Raw genomic sequence first — 18,026 nt, 5'->3', positions numbered from 1 at the left:
AGATGCTTGGCTAAATTCTACTGACATATCAGATTTAGCCACTTGACGGTAAATAGATAATAACAAATCCGTTGGTATCGGAATTATTCATCTCTCTCTTGTCTTCCTCTGCGCCCTCTGCGGCCTCTGCGGTTTAATAATTCCGACACAACCATAAACGATAGGATTTGTCGCCAGAATAGCCGTTAGCGGAGCCCTCGAAGAGGATCGCACTTTCAGCAATCCTGGCTCGCATAAGTACAATTACTGTTGTGATTATTCCTGAACTAGCAGAGAATTAACAATAAGGTAATTTTCCCACAATCAGGAGCAGTCTGCCGCCATGACTCAAATGCCCCCTCAATGCACCAGTCTGCAAGAGCAAGTTGACTCTTTACTGCAACTTCTGCGTCAGGAATCGTCTTTGCGACAACAAGATATCACGGCGGTACAAGCTTCTCTGAAAAAGGCAATTTCTCCTGAGTTTGAAATTGTGTTTGCAGGTGCTTTCAGTGCGGGAAAATCTATGTTAATTAATGCTTTGCTGGAGCGGGAATTGCTCTACAGTGCAGAGGGACACGCGACAGGTACGGAATGTTATATCGCCTTTGCTGAGCCGGAAAAAGAGCGCGTAGTTCTCACTTTTTTGAGCGAGTTTGAGATTAGCCAGCAAGCTTCTGTGCTTTGCCATCAGTTAGGTTTAACTACTGAACTTAATATTAATCAAACAGATGTAGTGTCCCTGTTGTCTCAGGGATGTAACATAATTATTCAAACGGAAGGCGGCGAAAATAAATCGGAACTAGCCAAAAAAGCTAAGGCTTTGATGCTGCTGTTAGAAGGTTTTGAGGCAAATCGCGATCGCATCCAAACTCTCGAAAACGCTACCTATTCGATGGAACAGTTTAACTTTTCCAATCTCAAGGAAGCTGCTAGTTATGCCCGTCGCGGTAGTAACAGCGCTGTACTCAAGCGAGTTGAATATTACTGTTATCATCCCTTGCTACAAGATGGCAATATTATTATCGATACGCCGGGAATTGATGCGCCGGTGCAGCGGGATGCAGAATTGACTTATGATAAGATTGAAAGCCCGGATACTTCGGCAGTTGTCTGCGTTTTGAAAGCGGCTTCGTCTGGGGAAATGACGACGGAAGAAACCGAGTTGATGGAAAAAACACGGGGAAATCCGGGAATTCGCGATCGGCTGTTTTACATTTTCAACCGCATCGACGAAACTTGGTACAACACGCAACTGCGACAGCGCTTAGAAAATCTGATTAATTCCGACTTTCGGGATACTGCGAGAGTTTATAAAACTAGCGGATTGTTGGGATTTTACGGGAGTTTGATTCGAGGGACAACAGGGCGCGATCGCTTTGGTTTAAATACAATCTTTGCCACCAGTAAAGGGCGAGTTTTTGGAGATGATAAATTAGATTCAGAGTTTCTCGGTAATAGTGAAGAAACTCCGCAATTTGTTAGTGAATTTAATCGCTACTGTGCGAATTCCGGTAAGCTATCTCCGAGCAAATTTCGGATTTCAGTTAACAGTTACGAAACACCAAATGAAAACTACGTGCGGATTCTGGCAGAGCAAGGACAACCATTAATTGCTCAATTAATTCAAGATAGCGGTATCGAAGATTTTCGCACAGCCATCACCCGTTATCTCACAGAAGAAAAACGCCCGCAACTGTTCAAAAATTTAGCTGACGACTTAGAAGATTTGTGCATTCAACTGCGGAAACACTACCAAACAATTCAGCGGAATTTGGACAGCCAGCCCCGCGAAATTGAGGCAATGAAAGCACAGGAACTTTTGCGGCTAAATCAAGAATTGCAGCAAGTTGGAGAGGAATTTCGCGAACATATCGCCGAAGAAGTCAATGAAATGATTATGAATAAATGCGATATTTTCGATACAGACTTTCGGCAACTGCAATCTCGGATGATCCGCCGCTTGGATGAATTGTTAGATGGATTTTCTGTTGAGGCGGCTTACGGACGCACTTTGCGAAATCATCCCCGCAATGCTACAGCACCTTTAATTGCTGTTTTAGTTGAAGCGCTTTATTATTTAGCGAATCAGTTGGAAGATATTTTAGTAGAGGCTACTAAATCACTGGTTGATAATTATTTCCAGTATTTGAAAGATAGCGTTCGCAAGTCTGAATACTATCGATTACTTTATCGGTTGTTGGGGAATGACGGGGGAATTGAACAGCAGTTAGAGGAGTTATCAAAGCGGGTTTCGGATGCTTTGGTAAATGCGGCGGGCGTTGAGTGCGATCGCTACGTGCGAGAAAGTCCCCGTTTTTACGACGAAGGCACATTTTCGATTTATCAATTCCGGGAAACATTGCAGCAAACTTCTCAAGGTTTCGACTGCGAGAACATGGTGGACGCGCAACCAGCAATTCGGCAATTATTGCGGCTGGATTTTGAGCCGAAAGTATCTAGAACTATTCGGCAAACTTTCCGCCAAACTGTCAACCAAACCCTGAAAGAGCATTTGTTGCCGCTGGCCCAAAAGCAAGCTGATGATATTTTGCAGAAGTACAGTCAAGCCCGCGATTATTTGGAGCAAACTCTGGCACAGGAGGCGGAGGAAAAGATTGCTGGGAATCTGCGGCGGCAAGCTGAGAATGAGCAGAAGATTCAAGAGTACGATCGGGCAGTTTCGGCGATTAATAGTTGTTTGCAGGCGATGAAGTTGCACGAGCATTTGTTGCCTGTAATTGGACAAAATGATAGCGTTTCGGTGGATGGTGAATGATTGCAATTTTGGCGAAGAGAATTCGCCGCTCTCTTGATTCTGTTTATTGTGCTATAATAGCCAACAAAGAGCGACTTTAATCCTATGAACATTCGCCAAAAACTTTTAACAATAATCGAACAAATTCCAGAAGATAAGTTAGCAACACTTCTGAACCGAGCCCTATTCTTTAAAAGTGGAAAAGCATCTGTTCAACCGATGCTTGTATCCCAAGCTTATCAAGATTGGCTGAGCGCGGAAAATGACATTTATGACGAACTATTTGCAGACTGAACCGTCCAAAATCCGCGTTCATTCGCGTTCTTCATCTGCGGTTAAATTTCATGGCTAAAAAACCTATTAGGTTAGATATCAATATGGAAAATAAATTTAATTTTCACAACTGCGGTAATGAGGATGCTTTATCTTTCGGTAACGCAATGCTTAAAGTAGCAAAACTCAAGGAAACAGTAAATAGAGTTTTGCCTGAATATGGGTTAGGAGAGGAACTAACTAACTTGTTTAATCAACAAAAACTCTACATTTATGTAGGTTCAAATACTGACCAACAACCTAATGCTTATGAGAACTGGTTTGGTGAAGGTATAGATTGTGAAATTCTCAGAGTCGGTGCTCAGGGCTGGAAGAAAGGAAAGATGAAGATCAAACTCAATGTCACCATAGAATTTTGCCCAGACGAATCAGAAGTCGAACAAACACCAGAAAAGAACGAATCAGAAACTAGCAAACCCGAATCCCCCCTCGATGACTTGCGCCGCCAACTTCTCAATCAAGACAACTCACCCAGCTAGTCGATCAAACATCTGCGTTAATTCGCGTTCATCTGCGGTTAAAAATCATCATGACTAAAACCCCAAGAATCCCCATTCCCCCAGAAGTCAGAAAATACGTATTTACTCGCAATAAATACCAATGCCAAAGCTGCGGCCAAACCAAACTAGAAACCCAACTGACGATCGATCATATCATCCCCCTAGCGCGCGGCGGCAGCAACGACATCAGCAACTTGCAAACCCTCTGTGGTACCTGCAACCAAAAGAAAACCGACAAACTAGACCCCCGCTTCCGCCGTCACTTTGACCTCTAATATCCTCCATAACATCCGCGTTAATCCGCGTTAATCTGCGGTTTAAAACTTCTACCATCTATAATACCGATAAGGATCATCCCCCTTCTCAAAATCCGTTCTGTAATCCCAGTGATAAAACTCCCGACTCGAACCGTTAAACACAGAACCATCCGCCTTAAAACTCGCCCCTAAATTAGCCAAAATCTGAGCATTTGCCCTGGTTTGCCGCCAGCGAGTAAAACGCAAATAAGTCTTAGTATCAGCATTCAAACTGTCCGGTTCAATCTGAGAAAAAATCGCCACACCCTTGCCAACTTTTACCCGACTTAACAAACCGTCAGCGCCGACTTCTCCCCCAGACTTAATCAACCAAGTATCATAAAAAGAGCGCGATCGCAAATCTGAAGCGCTAACCCCCTTCACCTCATCCCAACTCGGAACCGCCAGCGAACCCCCGAAATCCTGCGCTTGCTGCAAACCCACGCCCAAACCCGCAACAGGTACTTGACGCGGCAAGAAAAACGCCTTCCCGCCAGCATTCAAATAACCGCGCAAATCTGCATCTTTCAGATTCGCTTCTCTCCCCACAATCACCAAACCAACATCATTAGAAAGCGAACTAGCGCGCTGATAAATTACCCCCAAACTGTCCAACTTTTGGGCATCTCCATCTCCCCCAATTAAAACCACTTGATCCGGCTTTCCAACCACCGGAGAATTCATCCCGTAACTCACAATTTGTTGCACTAACTGCGCCGCCACAGCATCTACAGAATAATGGTCTTCCAAATCCAACTCGTTTAAAATCAGCCGCCCTTTTCCGTAATCCAATTCCATCAGCGGCGAATAAGCTAAATCAAACTCAGATTCCAAAATTGGGCGCCAACCGCTGCGGTGCGGTTTCTCAATTGAAGCGCTACTGACACCGCCACGATTTCCCCAATGCCAGCCGTACCAAGGTTTATTTGCCGGACTCAAATTAGGGCCAGTTTGGATCGTATCTGGATAAGCTTCAACCAGCGTGCTTTCCCCCACCCAATCCCGCAAATCTTCACTGTCTAAACCGTTAATTGCCGCGTGGTTGCTGTCAACTGGATAAGCGCGGCGGCTGACGTGGGCAGCAACCCGGAAACCCGTACTTTCCAGCCATTCCCGGCGCTGAGGAAACACAATTGCTTTGCCGCCGTTTCGGACAAAACTTTCTAAACTTCCCGGCAATTTTTCCCCGCTAGAAAAGGCTTCCCTACCGATAATTAATATCGATGCAAGTTGCGAACCGTTCCACGGTACAAGCTGATAACCTAATTGTTTTAACATTGCCGATGTTTTGCCCGCTGGATCGAAAATTGTCACCGAATTTTTGATATTATATTGTTTGGGAAAAACGCGGAAAGCAAATGTATCAGAATGCGATCGCTCCCCCACCCGTGCAGTCAAGCGTATTTCGCCGTCAGCCTTGCTAGAAATGGTATTTGGCAAATTTACGCCTATGGGGAAAAGCAGCGTGCCTGCCGGAGCAATTATCCCTTTATTATCGCCTTTTTTTACTTCTTTCCCCCCCACCCAAACCCGCCAATTAAACGAAAATTCTTGCGCCGCCCGCGTATCGTTAATTAACACTACTTGCTTGGCCAGTTTTCTGCCCACAAACAAATTGTGATCTTTCGCAGTAAAAACCGGGCTAGCACCAGCAATCCAAGCCAAAGTCGAGCTATTATTATTCATAATTGCCTCGCCCCCAGGATGAACAATATAAGCTTCGGGCTGCAAATAATTCAAAAGATTCTTTGAGACTTGCTTCAAATAAACTCCCCGGCCACCAGGCTGAAATGCCCCAATATCCACCTTCTTTCGACCAGCTTCGGAAACTTCCCAACCATGTCCGTCATTCCAAGGAATCATCCCCCCAGACATTCCAAAAGTCCGCCAACTCCGCCAAGTATTGGTACTGAATAACTGCTGCAACTTTTGAAAAGCTGGTGCAAAATCCAACTCTTTTTTAAAATGCCAGCTTTGATACTCCTGACCGCTGACAAATTGCTCGCGAATTTTAGATTTATAAGCCGCCGTTTCCAACTCGTAAGCCTGCTTGCCAAAATAAATTGCCGTAAACTCAGTCATCCAAGGTTCGCTGACAATCGCCTGACCAAAACCTTTGCGGGCCCGCATCATCGTTGCGTGCAGAGGAGTCCCAAACTCGACTGCCATGTAGGGCCTTTCCCCGGTTTTGCTCCACTCAGAAATCCACTCTTCCCGTTCTTGCAAGGGAATCATATTTAAATAAGAATTCAGCGCATAAACATCACCGAAGTTTGCGCCTTGGTGTACCATCACGGGCCTGGTTGGGTCTGCCGATTTAATCGCAGCTATAGCGTCATTTCCTAGGGGAGTGTTGACCCGCAAACGCTGGTTTTCGGAGGGACTGAGAGTTCCTTCTACTTTGCTTTTGCCGATGCGACGGGGATTTAGGTCGTCAGCGTTGCCGAAAAAATTAGGACTTGTTGCCCACATTAATATTGATGGATGATTGCGGTAGCGGCGCATTTCTGTCACCATTCGGTCTTTCCAGCGGTTTTTCCACAGAGGGTTCTTCCACTTGCCGTTCCAAGCGATAGGACTAATGTCTAAAGCGGGAGCCATAATGGGAAAACCTTTGAGGTCTGCTCTTTCGGAAAATAACTCTCGGAAGTGCCATCTACCCCGTTCGTCGTGATTCCAAGGCCACATTTCTGTTATGTTAAAACCTGCTTTTACGTAGCCATCAATTAGGCTATCCGCCACTTCTAATGTCCCGCCTTGCCAAGTATCAGAGTGCAAGATTGGTCGCAGCCGAAATTCAGTTCCATTTAAGAAAAATTTGCGCCCTTCTATCCAAAATTCGCGGAAGCCAAAAGGTTGGTAGTATTGCGTGTCTATGCCACTGCCTTTTACTTCTAATTGCAGGGTGTAAAGGTTTGGTTGCCCGACATCCCAAAGACGGGGATTTGGCCAATTCCACTGAACTTGTAGGGTTTGAATTGGTTTAGCTTGAACCTTGGCATTTGCGGTGAATTTTTGTTGTACTTTGCCTTTTTCGTCGAGCATTTCCGCTATTAATTCAACTTGACCGTTTTGGGCAACGTCTTTGAGTTCTACATCTAATTTAACTTGCTTTTTTCGGGTGGAAGTTTGGACGAATACGTCGCTAATCAGCGGGCCGGGGAGCAGGCTCAGAAGTCGTACCTCGCCGATAATTCCCCGCGATTGCAACTTGGATTTTTCTGTGTAGATTTCTGTGGGGCCCATGATGACGGCTTTTTCCTTTTCATCGGATACTGCCACCACTAAAATAGATAGGGTGTTTTGACCGGGTTTTGCTACTTTGGTAATTTCAATAGTGCCGTAGGGCCAGGGGATTTCACCGCAGTTAATGCCGTTGAGAAAGATGACTGCATCGGTGCTGACTCGGGCTAAGTCGAGAAAAATTCGGCGGTTTGTCCAGTCGCCGGGAATGTCTATATTTCTCTGATACCAAGCTTTTGATAGTTGTTTACTGTTGAAGTTTTCCCAATCTTTGCCGATGCCGCGAGTGATGATTCCGGGTACGGATTCGTTGTTTTCTTTTTGCCAGTCTCCCGGCACCGAGATGGAACCCCAATTTGGGGAGACGGGGGGGGTTTGGGGGTTGCCAACTGCGGGGACAAATTGCCAAGTTCCGTTAAGATAGATTTGGGATCGTTTGTTGTCGATCGCCCCGACGGCCAGGGTGGTAAGATTGGGGAAGCCGATCGATATCGCTGAGTTGCTGGCGAAGTTGGGATTTTGCAGCGCGTAACCGACGAATCCAAAGAGGGTGGCGGCTGCGAAAAATAACCCGATAATTTTTGCCAGCTTGTGATTCACTCGCTTATTGCTCCCAGAAATTAGATAATCTAATTTGTCCCTTGATCTATGATAGCAGTTGATTCAGCAGAAATCCCCATGCCAATCTGTCTCTGGGAAGATGGCACAGAGCCGACAAATGTGGTTTTGTATAGAAAAAATAAATACTTAGTTTTAACTAAGTTTTAACCAGGTTGTTTCATCGACATCAGCAATAGTGCGATCGCGCCATCGCTACAGGTCAATAAAAATGAGTCGGTTTCAGGTCTTGACCTCACCCATTACATCTTACAAAATTGCTACATTGAGTGCCGGCACCGCTTTACTGCTGACAACTCTGTTACTGTTTTCATACCAGGCAGCTCCTGTAATCTTACTTTTGGCCACTGCAATGGTTAGCGCTTGGTATGCTGGCTTAAAGTCCGTAGAACAAGAACAAGAAATAGAACGTAAGATTACTTCCAAAGTCATTGAGACGACGGCTTGCTTGATTGTAGTTCTCGACAGCCAAGGCCGGATTGTCCGGTTTAACCAAGCTTGCGAAAAAAGTACAGGATACTCGGCAGCAGAAGTAATCAATAAATATGTTTGGGATTTATTCTTAATTCCCGAAGAAATAGAGCCGGTTAAAACAGTTTTTACCCAGCTAAAAGTCGAAAATTATAACAGCGAATATCAAAACTATTGGCGCAGTAAAAACGGCGAGAAGCGCTTAATTTCTTGGTCGAATACTGTGACGACAGATGGCGAGGGTTTGGTAGAATATGTGATAGGAACGGGGATCGATATTACTGACCGCAAAGAAGCAGAAATAGCCCTGGCTTTATCCTACACTAAGCTAGAAAGTCGTGTTAAAGAACGCACAGCAGAACTAACAGTAGCTAAAGAAGCGCTGCAAGCTCAAGAAGAACGATTTCGCTGTTTAAGTTCCTGTTCGCCTGTCGGCATTTTTATGGCAGATTTTGAGGGGCGCTACACCTATGCAAACCCTCGCTGTCAGGCTATTTGCGGCTTAAGTTTGACAGAACTTTTAGGAGAAGGGTGGGAGAATTGCATTCACCCGGAAGACAGCGATCGCGTATTGAGCCGATGGCTGGATTATACTCGGCAAGGTGGGGAATATGCGATCGAGTATCGCCTGCAAACACCACAGGGGATTGTGCGCTGGATTAACGTTTGTTCCTCGCCGATGTTCTCCGACTCCGGCGAACTCATCGGATACGTGGGCACGGTGAGAGATGTTACGGAAAGACAACAAGCGCAAGCAGCTTTGGCAAGCAGCGAACAGCAACTGAGAACGCTGCTAGAAAATACGCCAGATGTAATTATCCGCACTGACAAAGATCTGCGTTATATTTATGTCAATCAAGCAGTTGAAAGAACCCAAGGAAAACCGCTTTCATTCTTTTTGGGTAAAACCAGTCAAGAAATAGGAATGCCGCCGGAACTGTGCCAGATGTGGGATGAAACCCTGCACAAAGTGTTAGAAACAGGTCGAGAAGAAATTGTCGAATTTCAGGCCTTCTCAATCAACGGCATCCGAAGTTATCAATCCCGCGTAGTTCCAGAATTTGACAAAAATGGCGTAGCAGAATCAGCCTTAATTGTCGCCCGCGATATCACAGAAATAAAACTTGCAGAAACTCAAAGATTGCAGTTAACAATCGAGCAAACAGCGAGGGAAAAAGCGGAAATAGAACAGCAGCGCTCGGCATTTTTAGCAGAAGTCAGCAAAATGCTGGCTGATGCGTTTGACGGGGAAACGGTGCTGCAAAAGGTAGCAGAATTAGCCGTAAATTTGATCGCTGATGGGTGCTGCATTCATTTGACCGAAACCGACTCAAAAGTGCGTCTAGTCGCTGTGGATCACGCAGAACCCTCAACGGTTGAGACTATTAATAACTTGAGCATCCGAAGTTTGAGCGCCGAAAATGCTGTTAACGGCTATCCGCTGGTAATCAGCAGCGGAAAATCCGAACTAATTGCCGAAGTGGATGAGGAGATTTTAGCAGCAGGAGCCGAAAATGCAGCAGAATTGGAAATATTGCAATCGCTCAATATCGGATCTCACGCTTGCGTACCGCTGAGGGCTCGCGGGCGGGTAATGGGTTCCATCACTTGCTTTACGCAGAAGTTGGGCCGCCGCTACAGTGCAGAAGACATGGCAATGCTAGAAGATTTAGCATATCGCGTGGCGATCGCCCTAGACAACGCCAGACTTTACGCAGAAGCGCAGCAAGCACTATCTCAAACATCGCAATCCTTCGCCTTAATTGACTCGCTATTAGAAGCATCTCCCCTAGCGATTTGCTTTATGGATCGCGAAATGCGCTTCATCCGTATAAATCAAGTTTTAGCAGAACTCAACGGTTTGCCGATAGAACAGCATCTCGGCCAAGACTTCCGGCAATTGTTGCCAAAACATGCAGCCAAATTTGCGCCGATAATTCAGCAACTTTTAGAAACCGGTCAGCCTGTTTTAAACTTAGAAATGAGCGGCGAACCTGATGGAAAACCGGGATATTTCGGCTACTGGCTCGCCAACTACTACCCAGTAAAAAATGAAAGGGCAGAAATAATCGGAGTAGGCCTAATTATCACAGATATTACCGCCGAAAAACAAACCGAATTAGCTTTGCGGGAAAGCGAAATGCGCTTCCGCAGCGTGGTAGAATCTAACATGATCGGCATCGGTTTCTGGGATGCCAGCGGCGAAGTTACGGACGCTAACGACGCCTTGCTGGAAATGATCGGATATACGAGGGAAGACTTAGTTTCGGGACAGATCCGCTGGCTCGAACTCACCGCGCCGGAATATCAAGAACTCGATCGCATCGCCCTCGCGCAAGTCGAAGCATCAGGAAGTTGCGCGCCTTTTGAAAAAGAATATCTCCGCAAAGACGGCACGCGCTTCCCCGTTTTAGTCGGCGGCGGAAACTTCCAAGGATGCACAGACAAAGGAGCATTTTTCGTACTAGATATCACCGATCGCAAACAAGCCCAAAATCAACTTCGAGAAAACGAAATACGCATTCGCCGCCAACTAGCAGAACTCGACTTAGTTTACAAAACCACACCAGTCGGGTTGTGCTTTGTCGATACCAATTTGCGCTACATCCGCCTGAACGAATGCCTCGCTGCTATCAACGGCCGATCGATCGCAGAGCACATCGGGCGCACCGTTAGAGAAGTAATTCCCGAAATGGCCGATATGGTAGAACGGATTTACCGCCAAGTGCTGGCGACGCAAACCCCCGTGCTCGACTTGGAAATTAAGGCCGAAACCAAGCAACAGCCGGGAGTTTTGCGGGATTGGCAAATCAGCTTTTACCCAGTGAGCGATGAATCAGGAACGCTGCTGGGAGTCAGCACCGTGATTGCCGAAATTACCGATCGCAACCAAGCAAAACGGGTAATGCAGCAAAGCGAAGCCATATTCCGGCGGCTGTTCGAGTCAAATATTTTCGGAGTTGCGATCGGCGATTTTAGCGGCCGCATCGCCTACGCCAACCAATCCCTGCTCAACATGGTCGGCTACACGCGCTCAGACTTGCTATCGGGTAAAATGCGGTGGGACAGGATGACCCCCTCCGAATACCTGCACCTCGACGCCTTAGCGGCCCAAGAACTGCGGGATCAGGGAGTCGCAACTCCTTTCAAAAAAGAGTACATCCGCAAAGATGGCAGCCGCGTGCCGATTCTGATGGGCGGGACGACTCTGAACCCGGACGATCGCGAACCAGAGACGATCGTCGCATTCTACATCGACTTGACCGAGATATCGCGGGTGGAAGCAGAACTCAAAAACAATCAAGAACGGCTGCAAATCGCTCAGCAAGCAGGCAAAATCGGAACTTTTGAATGGAACATCCAAACTGGGGAGATCGCGTGTACACCGGAGTTAGAGGCTTTGTACGGGCTGCCGGCCGGTGGTATCGACAGCTATCAAAGTTGGGTGGAAAGGTTGCATCCAGACGATCGCGCTGTTACTCAAAAGCAGGTAAAGGCTGCGGCGATGTCCGGGGAGGAATTAAACATAGAGTTTCGCATTTGCCGCCCGGACAAAAGCGTGGGCTGGATTGCTTGCAGGGCTAAGGTGTTTCAGGACGATCGGAGTTTGCCTTTGCGGATGATCGGGGTGAACGTCGATATCAGCGATCGCAAACAAGCAGAAGAGGCGCGATCGCACATCCATCAAACTTTAGAAGCCTTGATTCAGGCTTGTCCCCTAGCAATTACCGTTTTGGACTGCGACGACGGGACTGTGAAAATGTGGAACCCAGCGGCAGAGAGGATTTTTGGCTGGCATGAATCAGAAGCGTTAGGTCAAGTGGTGCCCTGCGTTCCCGCAGACAAGCGGGAGGAATTCGCGGCCAATTTGAAAAAAATTCGCGAAGGAAATGCGATCGCCGGCATGGAAACCCAGCGCCAAAGGAAAGACGGCAGCTCGCTCGACATCAGTTTGTGGGCAACTCCAGTCCGCGACAGCAACGGCAATATTAACTGTATGTCGATCGTCGCCGACATCAGCGATCGCAAGCAAGTCGAGGCCCAACGCGCTCAGTTGCTCGATCGCGAACAAGCCGCGCGGGCGGAAGCAGAAGCGATCAGCCGCCGGAAAGACGAGTTTCTAGACTCTCTATCCCACGAATTGCGAACGCCTATAAATGTGATTCAGGGGTGGGCACAGATCTTGCGCGCCCATCCCTACAACGAAGATAAATTAGCTTCGGGTTTGGAAGCCATTGAGCGTCAGTCGAAGGTGCAGATCCAGCTAGTGGAAGATTTGCTCGATGTTTCCCGGATTATTCAAGGCAAGCTGGTTCTGAAACCCGGCTGGTTCTACATGGTAAGGACGATCGAGGCAGCTCATAATTCAGTTCGTTCGGCAGCCGAGGCCAAGTCTGTCACCGTTTCTTTAGAACTTGACCCCGCAGTCGGCTTGATGTGGGGCGACGCCCCGAGGTTGCAGCAGGTAGTGTGGAATTTGCTGACTAACGCCGTGAAGTTTACGCCTTCGGGGGGAACTGTGCAACTGCGCTTATCTGCGGTAGCTGTTAGCGATTCCTCATCACCCAATTACGTGCAAATTACTGTCAGCGATACCGGAAAGGGCATTTCTGCTGATTTTCTGCCCTACGTGTTCGATCGCTTCCGACAAGCAGACGCCTCGAAAACTAAGGCTGAGAGCGGTTTGGGACTGGGATTGGCGATCGTCGAGCACTTGGTGCAACTCCACGGGGGTACTGTAACTGCGGAAAGTCCCGGTAAAGACCAGGGTGCGACATTTACGGTGACACTGCCTCTCAAACAGCGTCGGAGTAACCAGCCGCAGTTGAGAGGAGAAACTAAATCCAATCCAAGGCCTCCGGGTATTTTGGCTGGTTTAAAGGTGTTGGTAGTTGACGACGAACCCGACAACCGCGAGTTTTTGATGGTTGCCCTCCAACAGTGCGGGGCGACTGCGACTGCGGTGGCAACGGCTGCAGAGGCGATCGACCTTTTACAGCAGTCGCCGCCGGATATTTTAGTTAGTGATATCGCTATGCCCGTTGAGGACGGCTACTCGCTGATCCGCAAAGTGCGATCGTCCGCATCCGACAAAATCAAGCGCTTGCCGGCCGTGGCGCTGACAGCTTATGCTAGCGAAGAAGACCGCGATCAGGCGATCGCCTCTGGTTACAACGAACACTTAACAAAGCCGATCGAACCCGTTCTCTTCGCCACCGTTTTAGGCAAGTTAACAAATGGGCATTAGGGCGATCGGGTTCGATGAACCCACAAATAATATCATTTCCGTTTGATTCGGATTTGTATGATGTTAAATCTTGTAGGGCCGGGTTCACCAATAATAATCGCCCATAATCTACAATCTCATAAACCCGCCCTCCTGGCTTTTCATTAACAACATGATTGCCGATCAACACAAAGTAATTAGAAAATTTATCACAATTTTTGCAAGTGAAAATGAATCAAATTCCCAACAGCTAGAAACAGAAGTGACAGAAGCAAATTTTGACAGCAGTGCCCAATCTTCGCTGGTAGTTGCCTATATTGAAACGGGCGGAAAAATTCACATTTTTTAGGGCGTGCCACTTGCCAGGAAAGGCACGCTCCAGCAGTTAAAATACGATTATCAGCGCAATTGGTTAACACCCATGCCCATTTATCCGCTCAACCGCCTAACCGCCAAATTTTTCAGCAAGCTGCCGCTGCGAACGGTTCTGATTGTTCCGTTAGTTTTGCAAACGCTAAGTGTAGTTGGGCTAGTGGGCTATCTTTCTTTCAAAAGTAGTCAGGAATCAGTCGAAGATGTAGCGCATCAGCTAATCGAACAAGTAGGAGAGCGAATTAGCGATCGCCTCACGGATAATAATGGACTCTCGGCAATCAATACGTTTCTGGCTAGGCTGCACTTCTCGGCGTCAGGACAAACTTTTATTATGGATCGATCGGGCAATCTGATTGCCACATCTACACTAGAAACACCCTTGGTGACGCCAACAAAAAAGCAACCGACGCCATTGCTAGCCACCAACAGCAAGGATGCCCGCACGCGAGATATTGCTCGACAACTCACCAACCGATTTGGCAACTTCCGCACCCTGCAAACTACTCAGCGATTTACCCTGGCGAACAAGGGCGATAGGCAGTTTGTCCGCGTCACTCCCTATCGAGATGTCCGTGGTTTGGATTGGTTGATTGTGGTGGTGGTGCCAGAGTCTGATTTCATGGGGCCGATTCAAGCAAATACGCGCAATACATTGTGGTTATTGGCCGGTACACTGCCGCTGGGAATCGCGATCGGATTTTTGACTTCCCGTTGGGTAACAAAGCCAATTATGCGCTTGAATACCGCAGCCAAAAATGTTGCCACAGGAAAATGGGATCAACCTTTAGAAATTAGACGCTTCGATGAAGTCGGAGAACTCGCCAATTCCTTCAATCTTATGGCAGCGCAACTGCAACAGGCTTTTGCAGACCAAAAATCTTTAAATGAAGCTTTAACGCAAAGAGAGAGCCAACTTCAGCAATTTATCGAAGCCATACCTGGGGGAGTATCTATCCACGATGCCTCCGGTAAAGTCGTTTACTTCAACCAAACTGCCAAGCATTGGCTCGGCGTAGAAACTATCCCCGATTCAACTTTAGAAGAAGCAGTAGAAGTTTATCAAGTCTACCGCCAAAATCAGCCGTATCCAACTGAAGAACTGCCTGCATTCCGAGCACTGCGCGGTGAAACAGTATTCCTTGAAGATGTAGAACTTCATCGAGATGGGCAATTTATTCCTTTTGAAGTGCGCGCCACACCGATTTTTGACGAAGAGGGAAACATTATTTATGCCATCAATGCTTTTTATAACATCGCACAGCGCAAACAATCTGAAAAAATATTAACTGACTACAATCACACTTTAGCCGCCGAAGTTGCCGAACATATCGGCGCCTTAGCTCGTGCTAACGAACTATTACAATCTGAAATTGCAGATCGCAAATTGCTCGAACAAAAACTTTACAGTTCTACTGAGCAATTTGTGAAAATATTTGAGTCGATTACAGATATTGTATTGATTTTTGATCTTCAAGAAGAAACCATCCAAATTATACCCACTAAGGGAATTTTTCAATACAACTATCAGACGAATCAGATCGACTCCATCATCGAACAATTTTTTCATGAGGCAAGGAAGGAGATTTATTTTGCTCAAGTTCGACAGGTATTGGAAACTAAACAAACTATAAGTTTTGATTACAGTCTGCCGATTAATAATCAAGAAGTTTGGTTTGCTGCTAAAATTTCGCCACTATCGGATAGCTCTGCGGTTTGGGTAGCGCGCGACATTAGCGATCGCCAGTTGGCGGAATCCCGACTGCTGGAAGCCCAAAAAATTGCCCATATTGGCAGTTGGGAATACGATATGGCCACAACAACAACAACTTGGAGTGAGGAACTATATCGCATTTATGAGCTCGATCCTACTCAAAAACCGCTGCCAACCGAACAATTAATCGAGCGTTTTCATCCAGAAGATCGATCGCGCTATCTGGCAATGGTGCGCGATCAAGCTATGTCGGGACAAAGCTTTGAAATTGATCTGCGGCTGATCCGAAGAGATGGCTCGCTCAGTTACATTGAAGTCCGAGGGAAACCTGTTTATGATGAAAAAGGGCAGTTGATCCGTTTGTTCGGCACTGTCTTAGATATTAGCGATCGCAAACAAGCCGAGTCAGCTTTGCGAGAAAGTGCCCAGGGAGAACAAGCCATCGCCCGATCGATCGATCGCATCCGTCAATCCTTAGATATTGACACAATATTCAAAACCACAACCTCGGAACTGCGACAAACCCTAAAATGCGATCGTGTCGGTATCTATCGCTTTAATCCTGATTGGAGTGGGGAATTTGTTGCCGAGTCAATGGCTGCCGGCTGGAAGTCTCTGATCCCACAAGCCGACGATTTTAATGTGCCAAATACTCTCGTCGAAGACTCTCGCTGTACCGTCAAAACTATGCAAGCCGGCGGTACACCAGTGCTGGATACCTATCTACAAAAAAATCAAGGCGGTATGTATGCTAGAGGCGTTCCTTACCGCATAATTGAAGACATATACAGCGCTGGTTTAAGTCCTTGTTACCTAGAACTTTTAAAACAATTTCAAGCTAGAGCATACGTTATTTTTCCCATATTTTGTGGCAGTCAACTTTGGGGTTTGCTCGCCAGCTATCAAAATTCTGGCTCCCGCACTTGGCGCGAAGCAGAAATCAATATTGGGCTGCAAATTAGCACTCAATTGGGAGTCGCCTTACAACAAGCTCAATTGCTAGAAGCCACTCAACAGCAAGCAGTACAGCTCCAACAAGCCGCCTGGGCCGCAGAAGCTGCCAACCTTGCCAAAAGCACTTTCTTAGCAAATATGAGCCACGAACTACGCACCCCGCTAAACGCAATTCTGGGATTCTCCCAATTGATGCAGCGCTCTACCAACCTGACTCGCGAACAACAGGAAAATATCCGCATCATCAACCGCAGCGGAGAGCACTTGCTAGCTCTGATCAATCAAATATTAGATTTAGCAAAAATAGAGGCGGGGCGCATTACAATCAACCCAACTGATTTTAAATTAAGCAGCCTGCTGAACGATTTGGAAGAGATGTTTCAACTCCAGGCAAGGGAGCAACAATTACAGTTAATATTTGACTGCTCTAGCGAAACTCCCGAATACGTGCAAACAGATCAAATGAAGTTACGTCAAGTTTTAATTAATCTGCTTTCTAACGCCATTAAATTTACGAAATACGGAGTAATTAGGTTAAGAGTAGGTGCATTTATAGACGGTGAAAATCAGCAAGTGCCAATCAGTAATTACCAATTACATTTTGAAATAGAAGACACGGGTTCCGGCATAGCTGCTGATGAGCTAGATCAGCTTTTTCAAGCCTTTGTGCAAACCAAAACAGGAACTAAATCTCAGCAAGGAACAGGCTTGGGACTCGCTATCAGCCAACAGTTTATCAAGCTGATGGGCGGCCTGATTACTGTACGCAGTGAAGTAGGACGCGGCACCACCTTCGCGTTTGATATTCCCATCAGCGCCGTTGATGCCCCGGCGACTCAACCCGTACAGCCACCGCGTCGGGTGATAGCCCTGGAACGCAACCAGCCACGCTATCGTATTTTGATTGTGGACGATCAATTAGACAACCGCCAATTGCTGATTAAACTCCTCGCTGTCTTTGACTTTGAACTCGAAGAAGCCAGCAACGGCATGGAAGCTATTGAAATGTGGTCGAGTTTTGAGCCACACTTAATTTTTATGGATATGTGGATGCCCGTGATGGATGGACATGAAGCGACCAAACGCATTAAAGCCACCGTTAAAGGTCATGCTACGGCAATTATTGCCGTGAGTGCCAGTAACGCCGAGGAAACGCAAACCGTTACTGTATCAGATGATTGCGATGACTTTATCCACAAACCCTTTCGAGATACAGAAATTTTTGCCACCCTGCACAAACATCTGGGAGTGCGTTACATTTACGGTGAACCGGAGAGTGTTCCCGATTCAACTCAAATTGAGGCTCCGACTCCAGAGAGTCTGGCAGCTTTACCAGCAGATTGGCTGGCAGCTTTAGAGAAAGCCACAATTGAGTGCGATTTAGAGTTAATTCTGATCCACATTGAGCAAATTCGCGATCGTAATGACGCTTTAGCTAGCGCTCTAGCCGCCTTGGCTAACGAGTTTCAGTTCAATCAAATACTAGCTCTCATCCATCCCGAACCAAAATAATCAGGATATGAGATAGGTTTGTAATGAGTACGATCGTCCTCATAAAACG

Annotated in this window: 8 protein-coding genes; 7 read left to right on the top strand and 1 reads right to left on the bottom strand. The window is 46.8% G+C overall.

The window, feature by feature from the left end; translation table 11 throughout:
- Positions 1-322: 322 nt before the first annotated feature.
- The 4 genes from QUA10_RS14480 to QUA10_RS14465 all read left to right on the top strand — a co-directional run bounded on the left by QUA10_RS14480 (position 323) and on the right by QUA10_RS14465 (position 3,845).
- A complete protein-coding gene (locus QUA10_RS14480) occupies positions 323-2,758 on the top strand; it encodes a dynamin family protein (RefSeq protein WP_333083206.1) in 2,436 nt (811 codons plus the stop codon).
- Positions 2,759-2,842: 84 nt separating this feature from the next.
- Positions 2,843-3,031 carry a hypothetical protein gene (locus QUA10_RS14475; RefSeq protein ID WP_333083207.1) on the top strand — a complete coding sequence of 63 codons (189 nt, stop codon included), beginning with the start codon at positions 2,843-2,845 and terminating at the stop codon, positions 3,029-3,031.
- A gap of 50 nt (positions 3,032-3,081) precedes the next feature.
- On the top strand, positions 3,082-3,549 hold the full coding sequence (locus tag QUA10_RS14470; protein WP_333083208.1) for a KGK domain-containing protein: 468 nt from the start codon (positions 3,082-3,084) through the stop codon (positions 3,547-3,549).
- Between the two features lie 50 nt (positions 3,550-3,599).
- Positions 3,600-3,845: an HNH endonuclease gene (locus tag QUA10_RS14465; protein WP_333083209.1), complete on the top strand. Its 246-nt coding sequence runs from the start codon at positions 3,600-3,602 to the stop codon at positions 3,843-3,845.
- A 51-nt stretch (positions 3,846-3,896) separates the two neighbouring features.
- On the opposite strand, the gene QUA10_RS14460 is transcribed toward QUA10_RS14465, so the two are convergent.
- A complete protein-coding gene (locus QUA10_RS14460) occupies positions 3,897-7,709 on the bottom strand; it encodes a glycoside hydrolase family 2 TIM barrel-domain containing protein (RefSeq protein ID WP_333083210.1) in 3,813 nt (1,270 codons plus the stop codon).
- 229 nt (positions 7,710-7,938) lie between these two features.
- Here QUA10_RS14460 and QUA10_RS14455 point away from each other — a divergent pair, with 229 nt between their 5' ends.
- From QUA10_RS14455 to QUA10_RS14445, 3 genes are all read left to right on the top strand, one after another.
- The gene (locus QUA10_RS14455; RefSeq protein ID WP_333083211.1) at positions 7,939-13,446 is read left to right on the top strand and encodes a PAS domain S-box protein; all 5,508 of its coding nucleotides are present in this window, start codon (positions 7,939-7,941) and stop codon (positions 13,444-13,446) included.
- 151 nt (positions 13,447-13,597) lie between these two features.
- Complete coding sequence (locus tag QUA10_RS14450; protein WP_333083212.1) at positions 13,598-13,774, top strand: hypothetical protein; 177 nt, start codon at positions 13,598-13,600, stop codon at positions 13,772-13,774.
- Positions 13,775-13,846: 72 nt separating this feature from the next.
- The gene (locus tag QUA10_RS14445; protein WP_333086286.1) at positions 13,847-17,977 is read left to right on the top strand and encodes an ATP-binding protein; all 4,131 of its coding nucleotides are present in this window, start codon (positions 13,847-13,849) and stop codon (positions 17,975-17,977) included.
- Positions 17,978-18,026 lie beyond the last annotated feature (49 nt).

The organism is Microcoleus sp. Pol8_D6 (assembly GCF_036700965.1).
Taxonomy (GTDB): domain Bacteria; phylum Cyanobacteriota; class Cyanobacteriia; order Cyanobacteriales; family Microcoleaceae; genus Microcoleus.
Note: the sequence above shows the minus strand (reverse complement) of the source record. Positions and strands in the feature narration are given on the sequence as shown.